The organism is Sphingopyxis sp. (assembly GCF_965227415.1).
In the GTDB taxonomy this organism is placed as follows: domain Bacteria; phylum Pseudomonadota; class Alphaproteobacteria; order Sphingomonadales; family Sphingomonadaceae; genus Sphingopyxis.
Genome location: NZ_OZ245749.1, coordinates 808,386 through 822,407, shown reverse-complemented (window position 1 = coordinate 822,407; position 14,022 = coordinate 808,386). Strand labels below are relative to the sequence as shown.

At 63.4% G+C, this 14,022-nt stretch carries 18 protein-coding genes; 15 read left to right on the top strand and 3 right to left on the bottom strand.

Annotated features, from left to right (window positions below):
* The first annotated feature begins 1 nt into the window (after nt 1).
* The 6 genes from ACO055_RS03955 to ACO055_RS03930 are packed head-to-tail and all read left to right on the top strand — an operon-like array spanning nt 2 to nt 3,723.
* Nucleotides 2–541 carry a GNAT family N-acetyltransferase gene (locus tag ACO055_RS03955; RefSeq protein ID WP_422061304.1) on the top strand — a complete coding sequence of 180 codons (540 nt, stop codon included), beginning with the start codon at nt 2–4 and terminating at the stop codon, nt 539–541.
* Nucleotides 538–852, top strand: a complete 315-nt coding sequence (locus ACO055_RS03950; RefSeq protein ID WP_422061303.1) for a hypothetical protein — start codon at nt 538–540, stop codon at nt 850–852. Before ACO055_RS03955 ends, ACO055_RS03950 begins: the two co-directional genes overlap by 4 nt.
* A 30-nt stretch (nt 853–882) precedes the next feature.
* Complete coding sequence (locus ACO055_RS03945) at nt 883–1,107, top strand: ribbon-helix-helix protein, CopG family (protein ID WP_422061302.1); 225 nt, start codon at nt 883–885, stop codon at nt 1,105–1,107.
* On the top strand, nt 1,104–1,472 hold the full coding sequence (locus tag ACO055_RS03940; RefSeq protein ID WP_422061301.1) for a PIN domain-containing protein: 369 nt from the start codon (nt 1,104–1,106) through the stop codon (nt 1,470–1,472). Before ACO055_RS03945 ends, ACO055_RS03940 begins: the two co-directional genes overlap by 4 nt.
* A 17-nt stretch (nt 1,473–1,489) precedes the next feature.
* A complete protein-coding gene (glmS, locus tag ACO055_RS03935) occupies nt 1,490–3,313 on the top strand; it encodes a glutamine--fructose-6-phosphate transaminase (isomerizing) (RefSeq protein ID WP_422061300.1) in 1,824 nt (607 codons plus the stop codon).
* Nucleotides 3,314–3,348: 35 nt separating this feature from the next.
* Entirely contained in the window at nt 3,349–3,723 is a 375-nt protein-coding gene (locus tag ACO055_RS03930) for an aldehyde-activating protein (RefSeq protein ID WP_422061299.1), read from the top strand.
* A 10-nt stretch (nt 3,724–3,733) separates the two neighbouring features.
* On the opposite strand, the gene ACO055_RS03925 is transcribed toward ACO055_RS03930, so the two are convergent.
* Nucleotides 3,734–3,922 carry a hypothetical protein gene (locus tag ACO055_RS03925; protein WP_422061298.1) on the bottom strand — a complete coding sequence of 63 codons (189 nt, stop codon included), beginning with the start codon at nt 3,920–3,922 and terminating at the stop codon, nt 3,734–3,736.
* A 59-nt stretch (nt 3,923–3,981) separates the two neighbouring features.
* Between ACO055_RS03925 and ACO055_RS03920 the strand changes: the two genes are divergently transcribed.
* From ACO055_RS03920 to ACO055_RS03905, 4 genes are all read left to right on the top strand, one after another.
* Nucleotides 3,982–4,641 carry an HAD family hydrolase gene (locus tag ACO055_RS03920; protein WP_422061297.1) on the top strand — a complete coding sequence of 220 codons (660 nt, stop codon included), beginning with the start codon at nt 3,982–3,984 and terminating at the stop codon, nt 4,639–4,641.
* Between the two features lie 177 nt (nt 4,642–4,818).
* Nucleotides 4,819–5,691 carry a dienelactone hydrolase family protein gene (locus ACO055_RS03915; RefSeq protein ID WP_422061296.1) on the top strand — a complete coding sequence of 291 codons (873 nt, stop codon included), beginning with the start codon at nt 4,819–4,821 and terminating at the stop codon, nt 5,689–5,691.
* A 27-nt stretch (nt 5,692–5,718) separates the two neighbouring features.
* Nucleotides 5,719–6,012 (top strand): hypothetical protein, encoded by a 294-nt coding sequence (locus ACO055_RS03910; protein WP_422061295.1) that lies wholly within the window; start codon nt 5,719–5,721, stop codon nt 6,010–6,012.
* 43 nt (nt 6,013–6,055) lie between these two features.
* Nucleotides 6,056–7,579, top strand: coding sequence for an acyl-CoA synthetase (locus tag ACO055_RS03905; protein ID WP_422061294.1), 1,524 nt, complete (start codon nt 6,056–6,058; stop codon nt 7,577–7,579).
* Here the strand turns inward: ACO055_RS03905 and ACO055_RS03900 are convergent.
* Nucleotides 7,576–8,592: an aldo/keto reductase gene (locus tag ACO055_RS03900; protein WP_422061293.1), complete on the bottom strand. Its 1,017-nt coding sequence runs from the start codon at nt 8,590–8,592 to the stop codon at nt 7,576–7,578. The two genes, ACO055_RS03905 and ACO055_RS03900, sit on opposite strands and share 4 nt — an antisense overlap.
* A 67-nt stretch (nt 8,593–8,659) precedes the next feature.
* Nucleotides 8,660–9,250 (bottom strand): LysE family translocator, encoded by a 591-nt coding sequence (locus ACO055_RS03895; protein WP_422061292.1) that lies wholly within the window; start codon nt 9,248–9,250, stop codon nt 8,660–8,662.
* 65 nt (nt 9,251–9,315) lie between these two features.
* On the opposite strand from ACO055_RS03895, the gene ACO055_RS03890 reads away from it, so the two are divergent.
* The 5 genes from ACO055_RS03890 to ACO055_RS03870 all read left to right on the top strand — a co-directional run bounded on the left by ACO055_RS03890 (nt 9,316) and on the right by ACO055_RS03870 (nt 13,995).
* A complete protein-coding gene (locus tag ACO055_RS03890; RefSeq protein WP_422061291.1) occupies nt 9,316–9,777 on the top strand; it encodes an Lrp/AsnC family transcriptional regulator in 462 nt (153 codons plus the stop codon).
* Nucleotides 9,778–9,844: 67 nt separating this feature from the next.
* Complete coding sequence (locus tag ACO055_RS03885; protein WP_422061290.1) at nt 9,845–10,831, top strand: LLM class flavin-dependent oxidoreductase; 987 nt, start codon at nt 9,845–9,847, stop codon at nt 10,829–10,831.
* Nucleotides 10,832–10,941: 110 nt separating this feature from the next.
* Nucleotides 10,942–12,129: an aspartate aminotransferase family protein gene (locus ACO055_RS03880; protein ID WP_422061289.1), complete on the top strand. Its 1,188-nt coding sequence runs from the start codon at nt 10,942–10,944 to the stop codon at nt 12,127–12,129.
* A gap of 28 nt (nt 12,130–12,157) precedes the next feature.
* A complete protein-coding gene (gene argF / locus ACO055_RS03875) occupies nt 12,158–13,084 on the top strand; it encodes an ornithine carbamoyltransferase (RefSeq protein ID WP_422061288.1) in 927 nt (308 codons plus the stop codon).
* Nucleotides 13,081–13,995 (top strand): Hsp33 family molecular chaperone HslO, encoded by a 915-nt coding sequence (locus ACO055_RS03870; protein WP_422061287.1) that lies wholly within the window; start codon nt 13,081–13,083, stop codon nt 13,993–13,995. Before argF ends, ACO055_RS03870 begins: the two co-directional genes overlap by 4 nt.
* The last annotated feature ends 27 nt before the right edge of the window (nt 13,996–14,022 follow it).

The following is a 14,022-nucleotide window of genomic DNA, read 5'->3' as shown; positions in this document are numbered from 1 at the left end:
GATGCCCGCGCCGACGCTGACGACCGCGCGCCTCGTGCTGCGCCAGCTGCGCGAGGATGACGCCGCCGCGCTGTTTCCGGTGCTATCCGATCCCGAGGTTATGCTCTGGTGGTCGAGCGGGCCGCATGCGTCGCCCGCCGAGACGTCCGACTATGTCAAAGGCAACGCCAGCGAAGGGCAGGGCTATCTTTGCTGGGCGATCACGGCGGGCGACGATGTCGCGCTGGGCTGGGTGATCCTGATCGACGGCAAGCCCGACGTGAAAGAGATCGGCTATATTCTGCGCCGCGACCAATGGGCCAGCGGCATCGCGCGCGAGGCGGTCGGCCGGGTGATCGATCATGGCTTCGGCAACCTGGAATTGCGCCGCATTTTCGCCGACACCGATCCCGAGAATGCGGGTTCGATTGCGCTGCTCGAACGCCTCGGTTTCCAATATGAAGGTCGGCTGCGCGGCGAGTGGGAAACGCACATCGGCGTACGCGATTCGCTGATCTATGGTCTGCTGCGCGATGAATGGATGATGGAGAAAAGCAGATGAGTGACCGCTACGACGACAAGCCCTTCCTGCGCTATGTCGACGCGTGGGTGCTGAACGCGATCGGCCATCTTGATGAGGCGACGCGCGCCTATTGCGTGGCGATGGAGCCGACGATGCGCCAGAGCCTGACCCGCACCGGCAGCTGGACCGAGATCGTCGCAGCGCAGATGAAATTTCCGGCCGAGCTTCCCGCGCAGATCCGCAAGATCTGGGATGACGGCAAGTCGAAGTTCGAGGCGGCGAACGGACGCCCCGCCGATCCGGTGCAGTTTGCCATGACCTTCGTCGACAGAAACTTTGGACGCACTTGATTTGATATCATGATATGATATCAGACTCGCATGCGCTTCCTCGCTGACATTCCCGATACCGACGTCGAATGGCTCGACGCCCTCGCGTCCGACCAGGGGGTATCGCGCGCCGAGCTCGTTCGCCGCGCGGTGACGGCGTATCGCGCCGATGCTTCGGGCGATGCGATCGATAATGCGTTCGGCATATGGAGCGCGCGCGACGACATCGGCGACGGACTCAAGTATCAGCGCCGCCTGCGGGGCAAGCGCGAATGATCGATGCGCAGTTCGACAGCGACATATTGATCGATGCCCTTAATGGCGTCGACGCGGCGCGCAGCGAGATCCGCCGCGCGGGGCGCAAGAGCATCAGCCGCGTCAGCTGGACCGAAGTCATGTCGGCGGCCGACGCGCAGAGCCTGAAAGCCGTCGAAGCGTTCCTCGGCTGTTTCCAGGTCGAAGAGATCGGCGACGCCGTCGCGCGCCGCGCCGCCGCGCTCCGCGCCGAACGCAAGGGCTTGACCCTCGCCGACGCTTTCGTACTGGCGACCGCACAGATCAGCGGTCGCATTCTGGTTACGCGCAATATCAAGGTGTTTCCGGCATCGATGCCGGGTATTCGCATTCCCTACACGCTCTAGAAGAAAGCCAAGCTCCCATGTGCGGAATTATCGGAATCATCGGCAAGGACCAGGTAGCGGACCGCCTCGTCGACGGTCTGCGCCGCATGGAATATCGCGGCTATGATTCGGCGGGCGTCTGCACGGTCGAGGGCGGGCAGCTGATCCGCCGCCGCGCCGAGGGGAAATTGAACAATCTCGTCAAGGAACTGGCGGGCAATCCCGCGCCCGGCACGGTGGGCATCGCGCACACACGCTGGGCGACTCACGGCGCACCGACCACGAGCAATGCGCACCCGCACGCGACCGGCGAGATCGCGCTGGTCCACAACGGGATCATCGAGAATTTCAAGCCGCTGCGCGAAGCGTTGCAGGCGCGCGGCCGCAGCTTCGAAAGCGAGACCGACACCGAAGTCGTCGCGCACCTCGTTTCCGAACAGGTCGAGGCGGGGCAGTCGCCGCAGGAAGCCGTGAAGGCCGTTCTGCCGCAACTTCGCGGCGCCTTTGCGCTCGCCATCGCGTTTCGCCAGCACCCCGACCTGTTGATCGGCGCGCGCCTCGGCTCGCCGCTTGTCGTCGGCTATGGCGAGGGTGAGACCTATCTCGGTTCGGACGCACTTGCGCTCGCGCCGCTGACCCAGAAGATCGCCTATCTCGACGAAGGCGATTGGGTCGTGATCACGAAGGATGGCGCGCAGATCTATGACGCCGCCAACAATCCCGTGACGCGCGAGATCACCACCTCGGGCGTCACCGCAGCCGCAGTCGAGAAGGGCAATTATCGCCACTTCATGCAGAAGGAGATTTTCGAGCAGCCGACCGTGGTCGCGCAGACGCTCTCCTCTTACATCCGCCCGCTCGAACAGACGGTCGCGCTGCCGCAGATGGATTTCGACCTGTCGACCGTCGAACGCATCACGATCGTCGCCTGCGGCACCAGCTTCTATGCAGGCATGGTCGCCAAATACTGGTTCGAAACCTTTGCGCGCGTGCCCGTCGACATCGATGTCGCCTCGGAGTTCCGCTATCGTGACCCGGTGCTGCAACCGGGCGGGCTTGCGCTGTTCATTTCGCAGTCGGGCGAAACCGCCGACACGCTTGCGGCGCTCCGTCATTGCAAGGCGCACGGCCAGACGATCGCGGTGGTCGTCAACGTGCCCACCAGCAGCATGGCGCGCGAGGCCGATCTGCTTTTGCCGACACATGCGGGGCCGGAGATCGGCGTGGCGTCGACCAAGGCCTTTACCTGCCAACTCGCGGTGCTCGCGGCGCTCGCCGCGCATCTTGCGCTCAAGAAAGGCAAGCTTAGCGCCGACGAAGAGCATGAGATCGTCAAGCATCTGATCGAAGCGCCCGCGGCGCTCAATGCCGCGCTCGCGCATGACGAGGATATTGCGGCGATGGCGCATCTCGTCGCTCCCGCGCGCGACGTGCTCTACCTCGGCCGCGGCCCGGACTATCCGCTCGCGCTCGAAGGCGCGCTCAAGCTCAAGGAAATCTCCTACATCCACGCCGAAGGCTATGCCTCGGGCGAGATGAAGCACGGCCCGATCGCACTGATCGACGAAGCGGTCCCGGTGATCGTCCTCGCTCCCTCAGGGCCGCTGTTCGAAAAGACCGTCAGCAACATGCAGGAAGTCATGGCGCGCGGCGGGAAGGTCGTGCTGATCAGCGACGCCGAAGGCCTTGCCGAAGCCGGCGACGGCTGCATGGCGACCATCGAAATGCCCAAGGTCCACCCGCTGATCGCGCCTTTGGTCTATGCGGTGCCGGTGCAGTTGCTTGCCTATCATGTGGCGGTCGCGAAGGGGACCGATGTCGACCAGCCGCGCAATCTGGCGAAGTCGGTGACGGTGGAATGAGTTGGGAAGGCGCCTGTCATTGCGGCGCCGTCTCGTTGCGTTGTACCAGGGCGCCCGACGAGATCGCCGAGTGCAATTGCTCGCTCTGTTTTTCGCACGGCATCCTCTGGACCTATATGTCGCCGCGCGACGTGGTGATCGAGGGTGCGACGCGAACCTATAATCGCGCCGACAGGGAAAATCCCAATTCGGATCTGCATTTCTGTGCCATCTGCGGCTGCACGACACATTGGTCCGCGACCAAGGGCTTGATCGAGCGCATGGGCGGCGAAGTCGATCTGATGGGCGTGAACATGCGGCTGTTTGCGCCGTCGCTGCTTAGCGGTTTGACGCTGAGCTTTCCCGACGGGCGGAACTGGTCGGGCGAAGGTCCCTGGGGCTATGCGCGCGATGCCGCGATCATGCCGTGACGCCCGCGGCTCATTGGGACCCGTTCGCCTGCGCCAGAATCGACGCGGCAATATCCTCGATCTTGCCGGCGACCAGCAACGGCGCGCCGCCGACCATGCCGACCTGCGTCTGGCCGTTTTCATAGTCGCGGAGCCAGGCGACATTTTCGGCGATGACGAGATAATCGCCGCCGCGCGATTTCAGGGTAATGAACTTCATGCTGATGTCTCCTGACTCCGCTCGCTCTAAACCCGAAGTATGAAGATTGTGAGATTTGCATGACCCCCACCGCGATCATTTTCGACTTCGACGGCGTCATCGCCGACAGCGAAGTGCGCGCGAACCAGTCGCTTGCGGAGAGCCTGACCGCTGTGGGCATGCCCACCACCTATGACGATTGCCTTCGCGATTATTATGGCCACAATTGGCAGGAGACGCAGCGGCGCATCGAAGCGCGCTTTGGCCGCCCGCTGCCTGCGGATTTCCGCGAGACGCACCGCACCCGCGCCCGGGCGCGTTTCATGGAGGGGTTCGACGCCGTCCCTGGCGCGCCGGCCTTTCTGGGCACGCTGGGCACGATGCCCCGCGCGATCGCTTCATCGAGCCGCGCCGAATATATCGACTGGGCGCTTGGCCTGTTCGGGCTGCGCCATCATTTCGGCGCACATATCTACAGCGCTGACGGCTGGGACCGTGGCAAGCCGCATCCGGATATCTATCTCGCTGCGGCGAAGGGAATCGGGATCGACCCCGCGCAATGTTTGGCGGTCGAGGATTCGCCGACCGGGGCGCTGGCTGCGCTGGCAGCCGGGATGACCGTCGTCGGCTTTTGCGGCGCGAGCCATATCCCGGACCGTGCGGCGCATGGCGCGATGTTGCGCGGCATCGGCGTGCATCATGTGGCGCTCAGCTTTGACGATATTGCAGCGCTCGCCTGAATACCCTCCACGACGAGGGCGTGAGTTAACCCGTTCAAAAATCGCTGTCCTATAATGTACCGCTGGATTAGCCTCATCGCCTGTTCGCCTCCTGGTGAACCGCCGAATTGTCGAATCCAGAGTGAAGTTGCGCAGGTTTCTGCCGCTTTTCGAAAATGGTCTTCAAGGAGAGATGCGATGTGCGATGAATTCACCGAAGCCGATCTCGACCGTGCGGGCCTGTCTGTCGGGCGGCGCAGTTTCACCGCGCTCGCGGGTGTTGGCGCGCTCGCCTCGATGCTCCCCGCGCACGCGCTGGCGGGTAAGCCGGTCAAGGGCCGCGATGTCGAGATCAAGACTGCCGACGGCACGGCCGACGCCTATTTCGTCGCGCCGGCGAGCGGCAAGCATCCCGGCGTGCTGGTATGGCCGGACATTCGCGGCTTGCGCCCCGCCTTCCGCCAGATGGCCGACCGGCTCGCGGGAGAGGGTTATGCGGTGCTGACGGTGAACCCCTTTTATCGCTGGCAGAAGTCGCCGGTCGTTGATGCGACCAACGATTTCAACGACCCCGCGATCCGCGACAAGTTGTTCGGCTATCTGAAGCAGCTTAACAAAGCGCTTGTGACGACCGATGCGACCGCGCATCTCGCCTTCCTGGATGCCCAGAAGGAGGTCGATACCAAGCGCAAGCTCGGCACCACCGGTTATTGCATGGGTGGACCGATGACGATCTACACCGCGGCGCTCGAACCCGATCGCGTCGGCGCGGCGGCGAGCTTTCACGGCGGCGGTGTCGGCAGCGACAAGCCCGACAGCCCGCATCTGCTGATCCCGAAGACCAATGCCGGCTATCTCTTCGCGATCGCCGGCAATGACGACAAGCAGGATCCCGAGGAAAAGAACCGGCTTGAAGCCGTGCTGACGCCGCGAAAGCAGTGGCACGAGGTCGAGGTCTATGCCGGCGCGATGCATGGCTGGTGCCCGCCCGACGGCCGCGCATACAACGAGGCCGCTGCCGAAAAGGCGTGGGGGCGGATGCTGGGGCTGTTCAAGGCCCAACTCGCATAGCGGCTTCGCAAGGGGGGAGAGCGGCAGATGGTCTGGGCGATAATCGCGCTATTGCTGGCGGCGGTGTTGATCGTGAAGCTGACGAAGGGTGCGATCCCCGGCATCACGCGCGGCGGACAGGCCCGGCACGAGACGCCACGTGACAGCGGGGGTTCGGACTATTCGCCGCCGTCAATGATCACCGGCGACAGCGCGGCCACGCCCGTCTGCGACGTCGATGATCCTGCTGGCGGCGAGGATGGTGCAGATTGCGGCGGCGATTCGGATGGCGGCTCTGACTCGGGAGGTGATGGCGGCGGCGATGGGGGCGGTTCGGACTAGCTTTCTCCAGCGGAAAACGTAAGTTTACCGTGGGAGAGAAACGATGAACGATATGCTGGTCTATGACTGGATCGCGGAGAATGCGCAGCGTTTTCCGGACAAGCCCGCGACGATCGATATCCACAGCGGACGAACCCACAGCTATGCCGACATGCACGAGCGCGTTGCGCGGATCGCGGGGCATCTGACATCGATCGGGATCGCTAAGGGCGATCGCGTTGGCCTGCTGTCGATGAACAGCAGCGACATGCTCGACATCCTGTTCGCCTGCTGGCGGATCGGCGCGGTGCTGACGATGCTGAACTTCCGCCTGACTGCGCATGAGCTGGCCTTCATGGTCAGCGATAGCGGCGCGCGCGCGGTCTTCTATGACAGCGATCTTGCGGTCGTCATTCCAGCGCTCAAGGAAAAGACCGAGGTCGCGCACTGGATCACGATGGATCCGATGGGACAGAGCGGCGACCTCGAATCCGCAATCGGCGCAGCGGCGCCTGTTTATGCGCAAACGCCGCAACTCGGGACCGACCTGTGCATGATCATGTATTCGTCGGGAACAACCGGAACGCCGAAGGGCGTGATGTTCAATCACGCCCAATTCTATTTCATCAATGCCGGATCGGGCAGTGCCTCGAACGCGTCGAGCCGGATGGTCGGCATCGTCGCGCTGCCTTTGTTCCACATCGGCGGGCTCGTCGCCTATACGACCATTACCTTTGGATATGGCGGCACCGTCATCGTCGTGCGGGGATTTGAACCGCGCGGCATGCTGGGCCTGTTCGGCGACCCCGCGCTTGGCGTCACCCACTTCCTGGGCGTGCCGGCGATGTACAATGCCATGCAGGCGCATCCCGATTTCGGGGGCACCGATTTCTCGCGCGTTCAGACGATGAGCTGCGGCGCCGAAAGCGTCCCCGAAAGCCTGCTCCGAACCTGGTACGACCGCGGCGTCGTGATCCGGGAAGGCTATGGGATGACCGAAACCTGCGCTGCGGCGCTGATGCTCGACGAGCGCGACATTCCGGCGAAGATCGGCGCGGCGGGCCGTCCGGTGCGCCATTGCGAAGCCAGGATCATGCGCGGCGACGGGGTCGAGGCGGCCATCGGCGAGCTTGGCGAGATCTGGATGCGCGGGCTCAACATCACGCCCGGTTACTGGAACCGGCCCGATGCCAATGCCTCAAGCTTCGTCGACGGCTGGTTTCGCTCGGGCGACGTCGGGCGGCAGGACGAGGACGGCTATTTCTACATCGAGGACCGGGTGAAGGACATGTACATCACCGGCGGCGAGAATGTGTATCCGGCCGAGGTCGAGAATGCGCTCTATGCGATGGAAGCGATCCACGAGGTCGCGGTGATCGGGCTGCCCGACCCCAAATGGGGCGAATATGGCTGCGCCGTGATCGTCCCGCGCCCGGGCGCGACGGTGACCATCGAAGAAGTGAAGCTGCACTGCGGCGACCGCCTTGCGCGCTACAAGCATCCCGCGCGGCTCGAGCTTGTCGATGCTCTGCCGCGCAACGCGACAGGCAAGGTGCTGAAGTTCGAGCTGCGCGAGCGGTTCGGCTAGCCCATCGGGTAGAGGATGTCCTTGCCCACCTTGTTCAGCGTTTTCATGAGCTCATCGCTCAGAACCAGATCCTTCGCCGCGAGGATCGGGTCGACCTGATCATAGGCGCTGACGCCGACGATCGTCGAGGCGACGAAGTCATGCTGTTTCGACCAGGCGGTTGCCATGGTCACGGGGTGCAAGCCATTTTCTTCGGCAATTGCCAGATAACGCTCGGTCGCCGCGAGGCTCTTTTCATTGACGAAGCGGCGGCCCATCGCCGCCTGCCGCCCTTCCATGCCCAGATAGCGAGAGAAACGGGCCCCTTCAGGTTTCGCGCCGCCCTGATATTTCCCCGCGAGCACGCCGCCGGCGAGCGGCGAATAGGGGATCAGACTGACGCCCTCCTGCCGACAAACCTGCGCGAGCTCATCCTCGAAGCGCCGGTTGTTGAGGCTGAAATTATTCTGGATCGTATGATAGCGCGCGACGCCGAGTTGCTCGGACGCCGCGATCGATTTCATCAAGCCCCAGCTCGTCTCGTTCGAGCAGCCGAGAATACGGACCTTGCCGACGCGGACGAGTTCGTCGAGCGCGTCCATCATCTCGTCATAAGGCGCGTCATGATCGGGCCAGTGCGTCTGATACAGATCGACATAATCGGTCTGCAGCCGCGTCAGGCTGTCATCGATCGCCTGGAAGATATTCTTGCGGTCGAGCGCTGTCATGCCGCCACGGCACGGCGATTTGAACCAGACGTGGCTGGGGCCCGAGACCTTGGTTGCGAGGATGATCGCGTCGCGGTTCTTGGTCTTCAGCCAGCGGCCGACAATCTCCTCGGTACGGCCGACCCATTTGATGTCGGGCGGCACCGGATAGCCTTCGGCCGTGTCGTAGAAATCGATGCCCTCGTCGAAGCAGCGGTCGAGGATGCGAAAGGCTTCGACCTCGTCGGTCTGGCTGCCGAACGTCATCGTCCCCATGCAGATGTCGGAGACGTGGATGGCGCTTTTTCCGAGGCGGCGGCTTTGCATGCTCAATTCTCCGGTCAGGGGAGGGGAGCGCCGTCTTTAGGTTGCGGTTCGCAACCTTGCAATCGGGTCAAATCAGCAGTGCGAGCGATCCGACGAGCAAGGCCGCCATCGTCCAGTTGAAGGCGCGCAATCGCGTCGGGGTCGACAACCAGCCGCGCAGCGCTGTGCCCATCACGGCCCAGAGGCTGGTCGAGGGAAGGTTGATGATGCCGAAGATCACCGCGACGAGCAGCACCGCGGCCAGATTGCGGTCAGGCGCGTAGAGCGCGATCGCCGTCAGCGCCATCGACCAGGCTTTGGGGTTCACCCACTGGAACATCACCGCCTGGAAAAAGGTCATCGGCTTGCTGCGCGCGCTCTCGTCATCGCCCGGCGCCGCAGCATTGGCGATCTTCCACGCGAGCCAGAGCAGATAGGCGACGCTCGCAACCTTCAGAACGACGTTGAGCACGGGGAACAGATCGAACAGCCCCATGAGCCCGACGCCGACGAGGACGATCATCAGCGTAAAGCCAATCCCGACGCCAAGCGCGTGCGGCACGGTGCGGCGGAGGCCAAAATTGGCGCCCGAGGCCATCAGCATCATATTGTTCGGACCCGGCGTGATCGACGAGACGAGCGCGAAAGCAGAGAGGGCAGCGAGAGTGGTTTGTTCCATACGGCGCAACATAATGCGTTTCAATCGGCGATGGATTGCAAAGATGGTCTTCTTTGAGATAGATTATGCAACCTATGATCAAGATCGACAGTATTGGCCGCAAGATATTGCGAGAATTGTCGCGCGACGGCCGAATCTCCAACATCGAGCTGGCCGAGCGCGCGGGTCTGTCTCCGTCGGCATGCCTGCGTCGCGTGCAGGAACTCGAACGCAGCGGAGTTATCAAAGGATATCGCGCGGCGATCGACCCGGCGAAGCTCGGGCTGACCTTCCTGGCCTATGTGACGGTCGGGCTGTCGTCGCACACCAAGAAGTCGCAGGTTGATTTCGAGGCGGCGATGGCCGTCGCGCCCGAAGTGCGCGAGTGCCACAACCTCACGGGCGCAATCGAATATCTGCTGCGCGTCGAGACCGAGGATCTCGCGTCGTACAAACATTTCCACACCGAGGTGCTGGGCGTTCTGCCGCAGGTTCATTCGATCACCACCTATGTGCTGATGGACTCGCCGAAAGACGAGCGGGCGTAGTTTTTCTTCCATGTGCCCGCGAAGCAGTGAGGTTGAACCCGGCACGTCGCGACCGCATATCGGTTGCATGACGAAACTTTCCTTCCTCGACCTCGTGCCCGTGACTGACACCGGCACGATTTCGCAATCGCTCGCCCATGCCGCCGACCTTGCGCGCCACGCCGAGGCGCTTGGCTACGAACGCTATTGGGTTGCCGAGCATCATGGCATGGCGGGGATCGCCAGCGCTGCCACCTCGGTCGTGCTGGCGCATCTCGGGCAGGCGACCTCGACGATCCGTATCGGCGCCGGCGGCATCATGCTGCCGAACCATGCGCCGATGGTCATCGCCGAGCAGTTCGGTACGTTGGAAGCTTTGTTTCCGGGACGGATCGACCTGGGCCTTGGCCGCGCGCCCGGGTCCGACGGCACGGTCGCACGCGCGCTGCGGCGAAATTTGGCGAGTGACGAGCGGCAATTTCCGCAAGACGTCGTCGAGTTGCAGGCGTTCCTCGCGGGCGACGACCGGCTAGGGATCCGCGCCGTGCCCGGTGAGGGCACGAAAATTCCCCTCTGGATCCTCGGGTCGAGCCTGTTCGGCGCGCAGCTCGCGGCGATGCTGGGCTTGCCCTATGCCTTTGCCAGCCATTTCGCGCCAGATGCGCTCGACGAAGCGCTCGACATCTATCGCCGCAATTTCAAACCTTCCGACCAGCTTTCCCAGCCTTATGCAGCGGCCGCCTTCAACGTCTTCGCCGCGGACACGCGCGAGGAAGCCGAGCTGCTCGCCTCTTCGCAGCAGCAGGCGTTCGTCGCGCTGCGCACCGGCAACCCCGGCAAGATGAAGCCGCCGCTCGAAGGCTATAGGGACAGCCTTCCGCCCAACGCCCGCGCGATCCTCGACCATGTGCTGCAATGCTCGGCAATCGGTACGGTCGACGACATCGCTGCGGGGCTCAAGGCGTTTCAGGCGCGCACCCGGGTCGACGAGATCATAGTCGCTTCGTCGATGTACGACCATGAAGCGCGCAAGCACTCGGTTGCGCTCGCGATGGAAGCCGCGAAATCGCTCTGAACGCGTTGTGTTGACGCGGCTCTGGCCGCGGCAGTATAGGGACGGCCCGACCAAGGGCGGCCCGTTTGGGGTCGCCTTTTTACTTTTGTTTGTTTGGAAAGGTGCCCGCCATGTCGATCACGCCGCTGATGCCCGTTTATCCCCGGTGCGGTGTGCGTCCGGTGCGCGGAGAAGGCGCCTATTTGATCGGCGAGCGCGGCGAGCGCTATCTCGATTTCGCGAGTGGCATCGCGGTCAACCTGCTCGGCCATGGCCATCCGGTGCTGACGAAAGCGATCCAGGATCAGGCGGCGACGCTGATCCATGTGTCGAACCTTTATGGCAGCCCGCAGGGCGAAGCGCTGGCGCAGCGGCTCGTCGACAACACGTTCGCCGATACGGTGTTCTTCACCAACTCGGGCGCCGAGGCGGTCGAATGCGCAATCAAAACCGCGCGCGCCTATCATTCGAGCGCAGGCAACGCCCAGAAGCATAATCTGATCACCTTCAACAACGCGTTTCACGGCCGCACCCTGGGGACGATCTCGGCGACCAACCAGGAAAAGCTGCGCAAGGGTTTCGATCCGTTGCTGCCCGGCTTTGCCTACGCGCCGTTCGACGATCTCAACGCAGCGCTCGATCTGGTCGATGACAACACCGCGGGTTTTCTCGTCGAGCCGGTGCAGGGCGAAGGCGGCATTCGCCCCGCGTCGCAGCCCTTCCTGCAGGGCCTGCGCGACATCTGCAACGAACGCGACCTGATGCTGATTTATGACGAGGTCCAGTGCGGCGTCGCGCGCACGGGTTCGCTGTACGCGTATGAACAATATGGCGTTGCACCCGATATCCTTGCCAGCGCGAAGGGCATTGGCGGCGGTTTCCCGATGGGCGCGTGCCTCGCGACCGAACAGGCCGCACGCGGCATGGTGATCGGCACGCATGGATCGACTTATGGCGGCAATCCGCTCGCGATGGCGGCAGGGCAGGCGGTGCTTGATGTCGTCCTGGAGGACGGGTTCCTCGATCAGGTCAAAACAACCGGCGAGCGCCTTCGCGGCGCGCTCGAGCAGTTGATCCCGAACCATGATAGCTTGTTCGAAAGCGTGCGCGGCATGGGGCTTATGCTCGGCGTCAAGATGAAGAGCGACAGCCGCGCCTTCGTTGCGCACCTGCGTGACAATCACGGGCTGTTGACGGTGGCTGCGGGCGACAATGTGATCCGCATCCTGCCGCCGCTCAACATCGAACAGAGCCATATCGACGAGTGCATCGAGAAATTGTCAGCGGGCGCGGCGAGCTATACGCCGCCCGAGTCCTGATGTTTTCCGTTCCCGTGGAACGGAGGGCATGATGCGGCACTTCCTCAACCTGTCCGACGCGGGCGGGGATGCGGTGGCGGCGATGCTTGCCGACGCGATCGATCGCAAGGCCGCACGCGCCGGCTGGCCGAAAGCCAAGCCCGACGCCGACAAGCCGCTCGCCGATCATGTGCTGGCGATGGTGTTCGAAAAGAATTCGACGCGCACGCGCGCTTCGTTCGATATCGCCATCCGTCAGCTTGGCGGCGTGCCGATGATCCTCGACGCCGGCACGACGCAACTTGGCCGCGGCGAGACGATCGCCGACACGGCGCGCGTGCTTTCGCGCTACGCCGACGCGATCATGATCCGAACCGACGATCATGGAAAGATCGAGGAGCTGGCTGAATATGCCAGCGTTCCGGTAATCAACGGGCTGACCGACCTTTCGCATCCGTGCCAGATCGTCGCCGACCTGCTGACGATCGTCGAAAGCGGCAAAGCGCTGCCGGGCCTCGAACTTGCATGGCTCGGTGACGGCAACAATGTCCTTGCATCGCTGATCGAGGCGGCGGGGCTGTTCGGCTTTCATGTCCGCGCGGGTGTGCCGCAAGGCTATGAGCCCGATGCCGGTTTTGTAGAGGCCGCGCGGGCAAAGGGCGCCAGAATCGACGTCGTGCGTGACGCGCGCGAAGCCGTCGCCGGCGCCGATCTGGTCGTCACAGACACCTGGGTGTCGATGGGTCAGGATCACGCGCACAACAAGTTGGCGGCGATGGCGCCCTATCAGGTCGACGAGCGACTGATGGGCACAGCGAAAAGCGACGCGCTGTTCCTCCACTGCCTCCCCGCGCATCGCGGCGAAGAAGTTGTCGATGCGGTGATTGACGGATCGCAGTCGCGCGTCTGGGACGAGGCCGAGAACCGAGTCCACGCGCAAAAGTCGATCCTGCTCTGGGCGCTCGGCAAATTATGAGCGAGACGATCGAAACCTGGTTCGATCAGCCATTGGTCTTCACCATCGCCGAGCGGCACGTCCGCGGGCGGCTGGTCCGCCTTGGGCCGGTGCTGAACACGATCATGGCGGCGCACAACTATCCGCCCGTCGCCGAAAAGCTGCTTGCCGAGGCGTTGGTGCTCACCGTCCTGCTCGGCTCGACGCTCAAGGCAGACGGCGGCCAGATGACGCTTCAGGCGCAGACCGGCGGCGGCCCCGTCGAATTGCTGGTTTGCGATTATCGCGGCGGTGAGCTGCGCGGCTATCTCAAGTTCGATGCCGAGCGGCTGGCCGAGGTCGGGTCCGATCCGACGTTGTTTGCGCTGTTTGGCGAAGGTTTTCTTGCGATCACATTCGACCAGAGCGCGACAAGCGAGCGCTATCAGGGGATCGTCCCGCTGGAAGGCGTCTCGATAGGCGAAGCTGCCGAGCATTATTTCGAACAGTCGGAACAGATCGCGAGCCTGATCCGACTGTCGGCGCGGCATGATGCCGAAGCCGGATGCGTCGCGGGCGGGCTGTTGCTCCAGCATCTTCCCGAAGGCGAAGTCGGGCGCGACCGGTTGCATGTCCGGCATGATCATCCCGAGTGGGAGCACGCCAAGGCGATCGCCACAACGCTCAAGGGCGAGGAACTCACCGATCCCGCAACCTCGCTCGAAACGCTGGCGTGGCGCCTGTTCCATGAAGAGGAAGTACGCGTCGAACCGGGCATTCCAGTTTCGCGCGGTTGCCGTTGCAGCGTCGACTATTTCGCAGGTGTCCTGTCGAAATTCCCGGAGAGCGAACGGCGCGAGATGGCGGACGATGCGGGTCTGGTTCAGGTCGATTGCGCCTTTTGTTCGCGCGTCTTTCCGATCCCGCTCGACGAGATCGCAACGCACGGCTGAACGGGCGTCGCTCGTCCGTCCAGCGAC

Bases quoted from the DNA above. Each gene is read 5' to 3' on its own strand.
- ACO055_RS03955 (WP_422061304.1), top strand. From the start codon at position 2: ATGCCCGCGCCGACGCTGACGACCGCGCGCCTCGTGCTGCGCCAGCTG.
- ACO055_RS03950 (WP_422061303.1), top strand. From the start codon at position 538: ATGAGTGACCGCTACGACGACAAGCCCTTCCTGCGCTATGTCGACGCG.
- ACO055_RS03945 (WP_422061302.1), top strand. From the start codon at position 883: ATGCGCTTCCTCGCTGACATTCCCGATACCGACGTCGAATGGCTCGAC.
- ACO055_RS03940 (WP_422061301.1), top strand. From the start codon at position 1,104: ATGATCGATGCGCAGTTCGACAGCGACATATTGATCGATGCCCTTAAT.
- glmS (WP_422061300.1), top strand. From the start codon at position 1,490: ATGTGCGGAATTATCGGAATCATCGGCAAGGACCAGGTAGCGGACCGC.
- ACO055_RS03925 (WP_422061298.1), bottom strand. From the start codon at position 3,922: ATGAAGTTCATTACCCTGAAATCGCGCGGCGGCGATTATCTCGTCATC.
- ACO055_RS03920 (WP_422061297.1), top strand. From the start codon at position 3,982: ATGACCCCCACCGCGATCATTTTCGACTTCGACGGCGTCATCGCCGAC.
- ACO055_RS03915 (WP_422061296.1), top strand. From the start codon at position 4,819: ATGTGCGATGAATTCACCGAAGCCGATCTCGACCGTGCGGGCCTGTCT.
- ACO055_RS03910 (WP_422061295.1), top strand. From the start codon at position 5,719: ATGGTCTGGGCGATAATCGCGCTATTGCTGGCGGCGGTGTTGATCGTG.
- ACO055_RS03905 (WP_422061294.1), top strand. From the start codon at position 6,056: ATGAACGATATGCTGGTCTATGACTGGATCGCGGAGAATGCGCAGCGT.
- ACO055_RS03900 (WP_422061293.1), bottom strand. From the start codon at position 8,592: ATGCAAAGCCGCCGCCTCGGAAAAAGCGCCATCCACGTCTCCGACATC.
- ACO055_RS03895 (WP_422061292.1), bottom strand. From the start codon at position 9,250: ATGGAACAAACCACTCTCGCTGCCCTCTCTGCTTTCGCGCTCGTCTCG.
- ACO055_RS03890 (WP_422061291.1), top strand. From the start codon at position 9,316: ATGCAACCTATGATCAAGATCGACAGTATTGGCCGCAAGATATTGCGA.
- ACO055_RS03885 (WP_422061290.1), top strand. From the start codon at position 9,845: ATGACGAAACTTTCCTTCCTCGACCTCGTGCCCGTGACTGACACCGGC.
- ACO055_RS03880 (WP_422061289.1), top strand. From the start codon at position 10,942: ATGTCGATCACGCCGCTGATGCCCGTTTATCCCCGGTGCGGTGTGCGT.
- argF (WP_422061288.1), top strand. From the start codon at position 12,158: ATGATGCGGCACTTCCTCAACCTGTCCGACGCGGGCGGGGATGCGGTG.
- ACO055_RS03870 (WP_422061287.1), top strand. From the start codon at position 13,081: ATGAGCGAGACGATCGAAACCTGGTTCGATCAGCCATTGGTCTTCACC.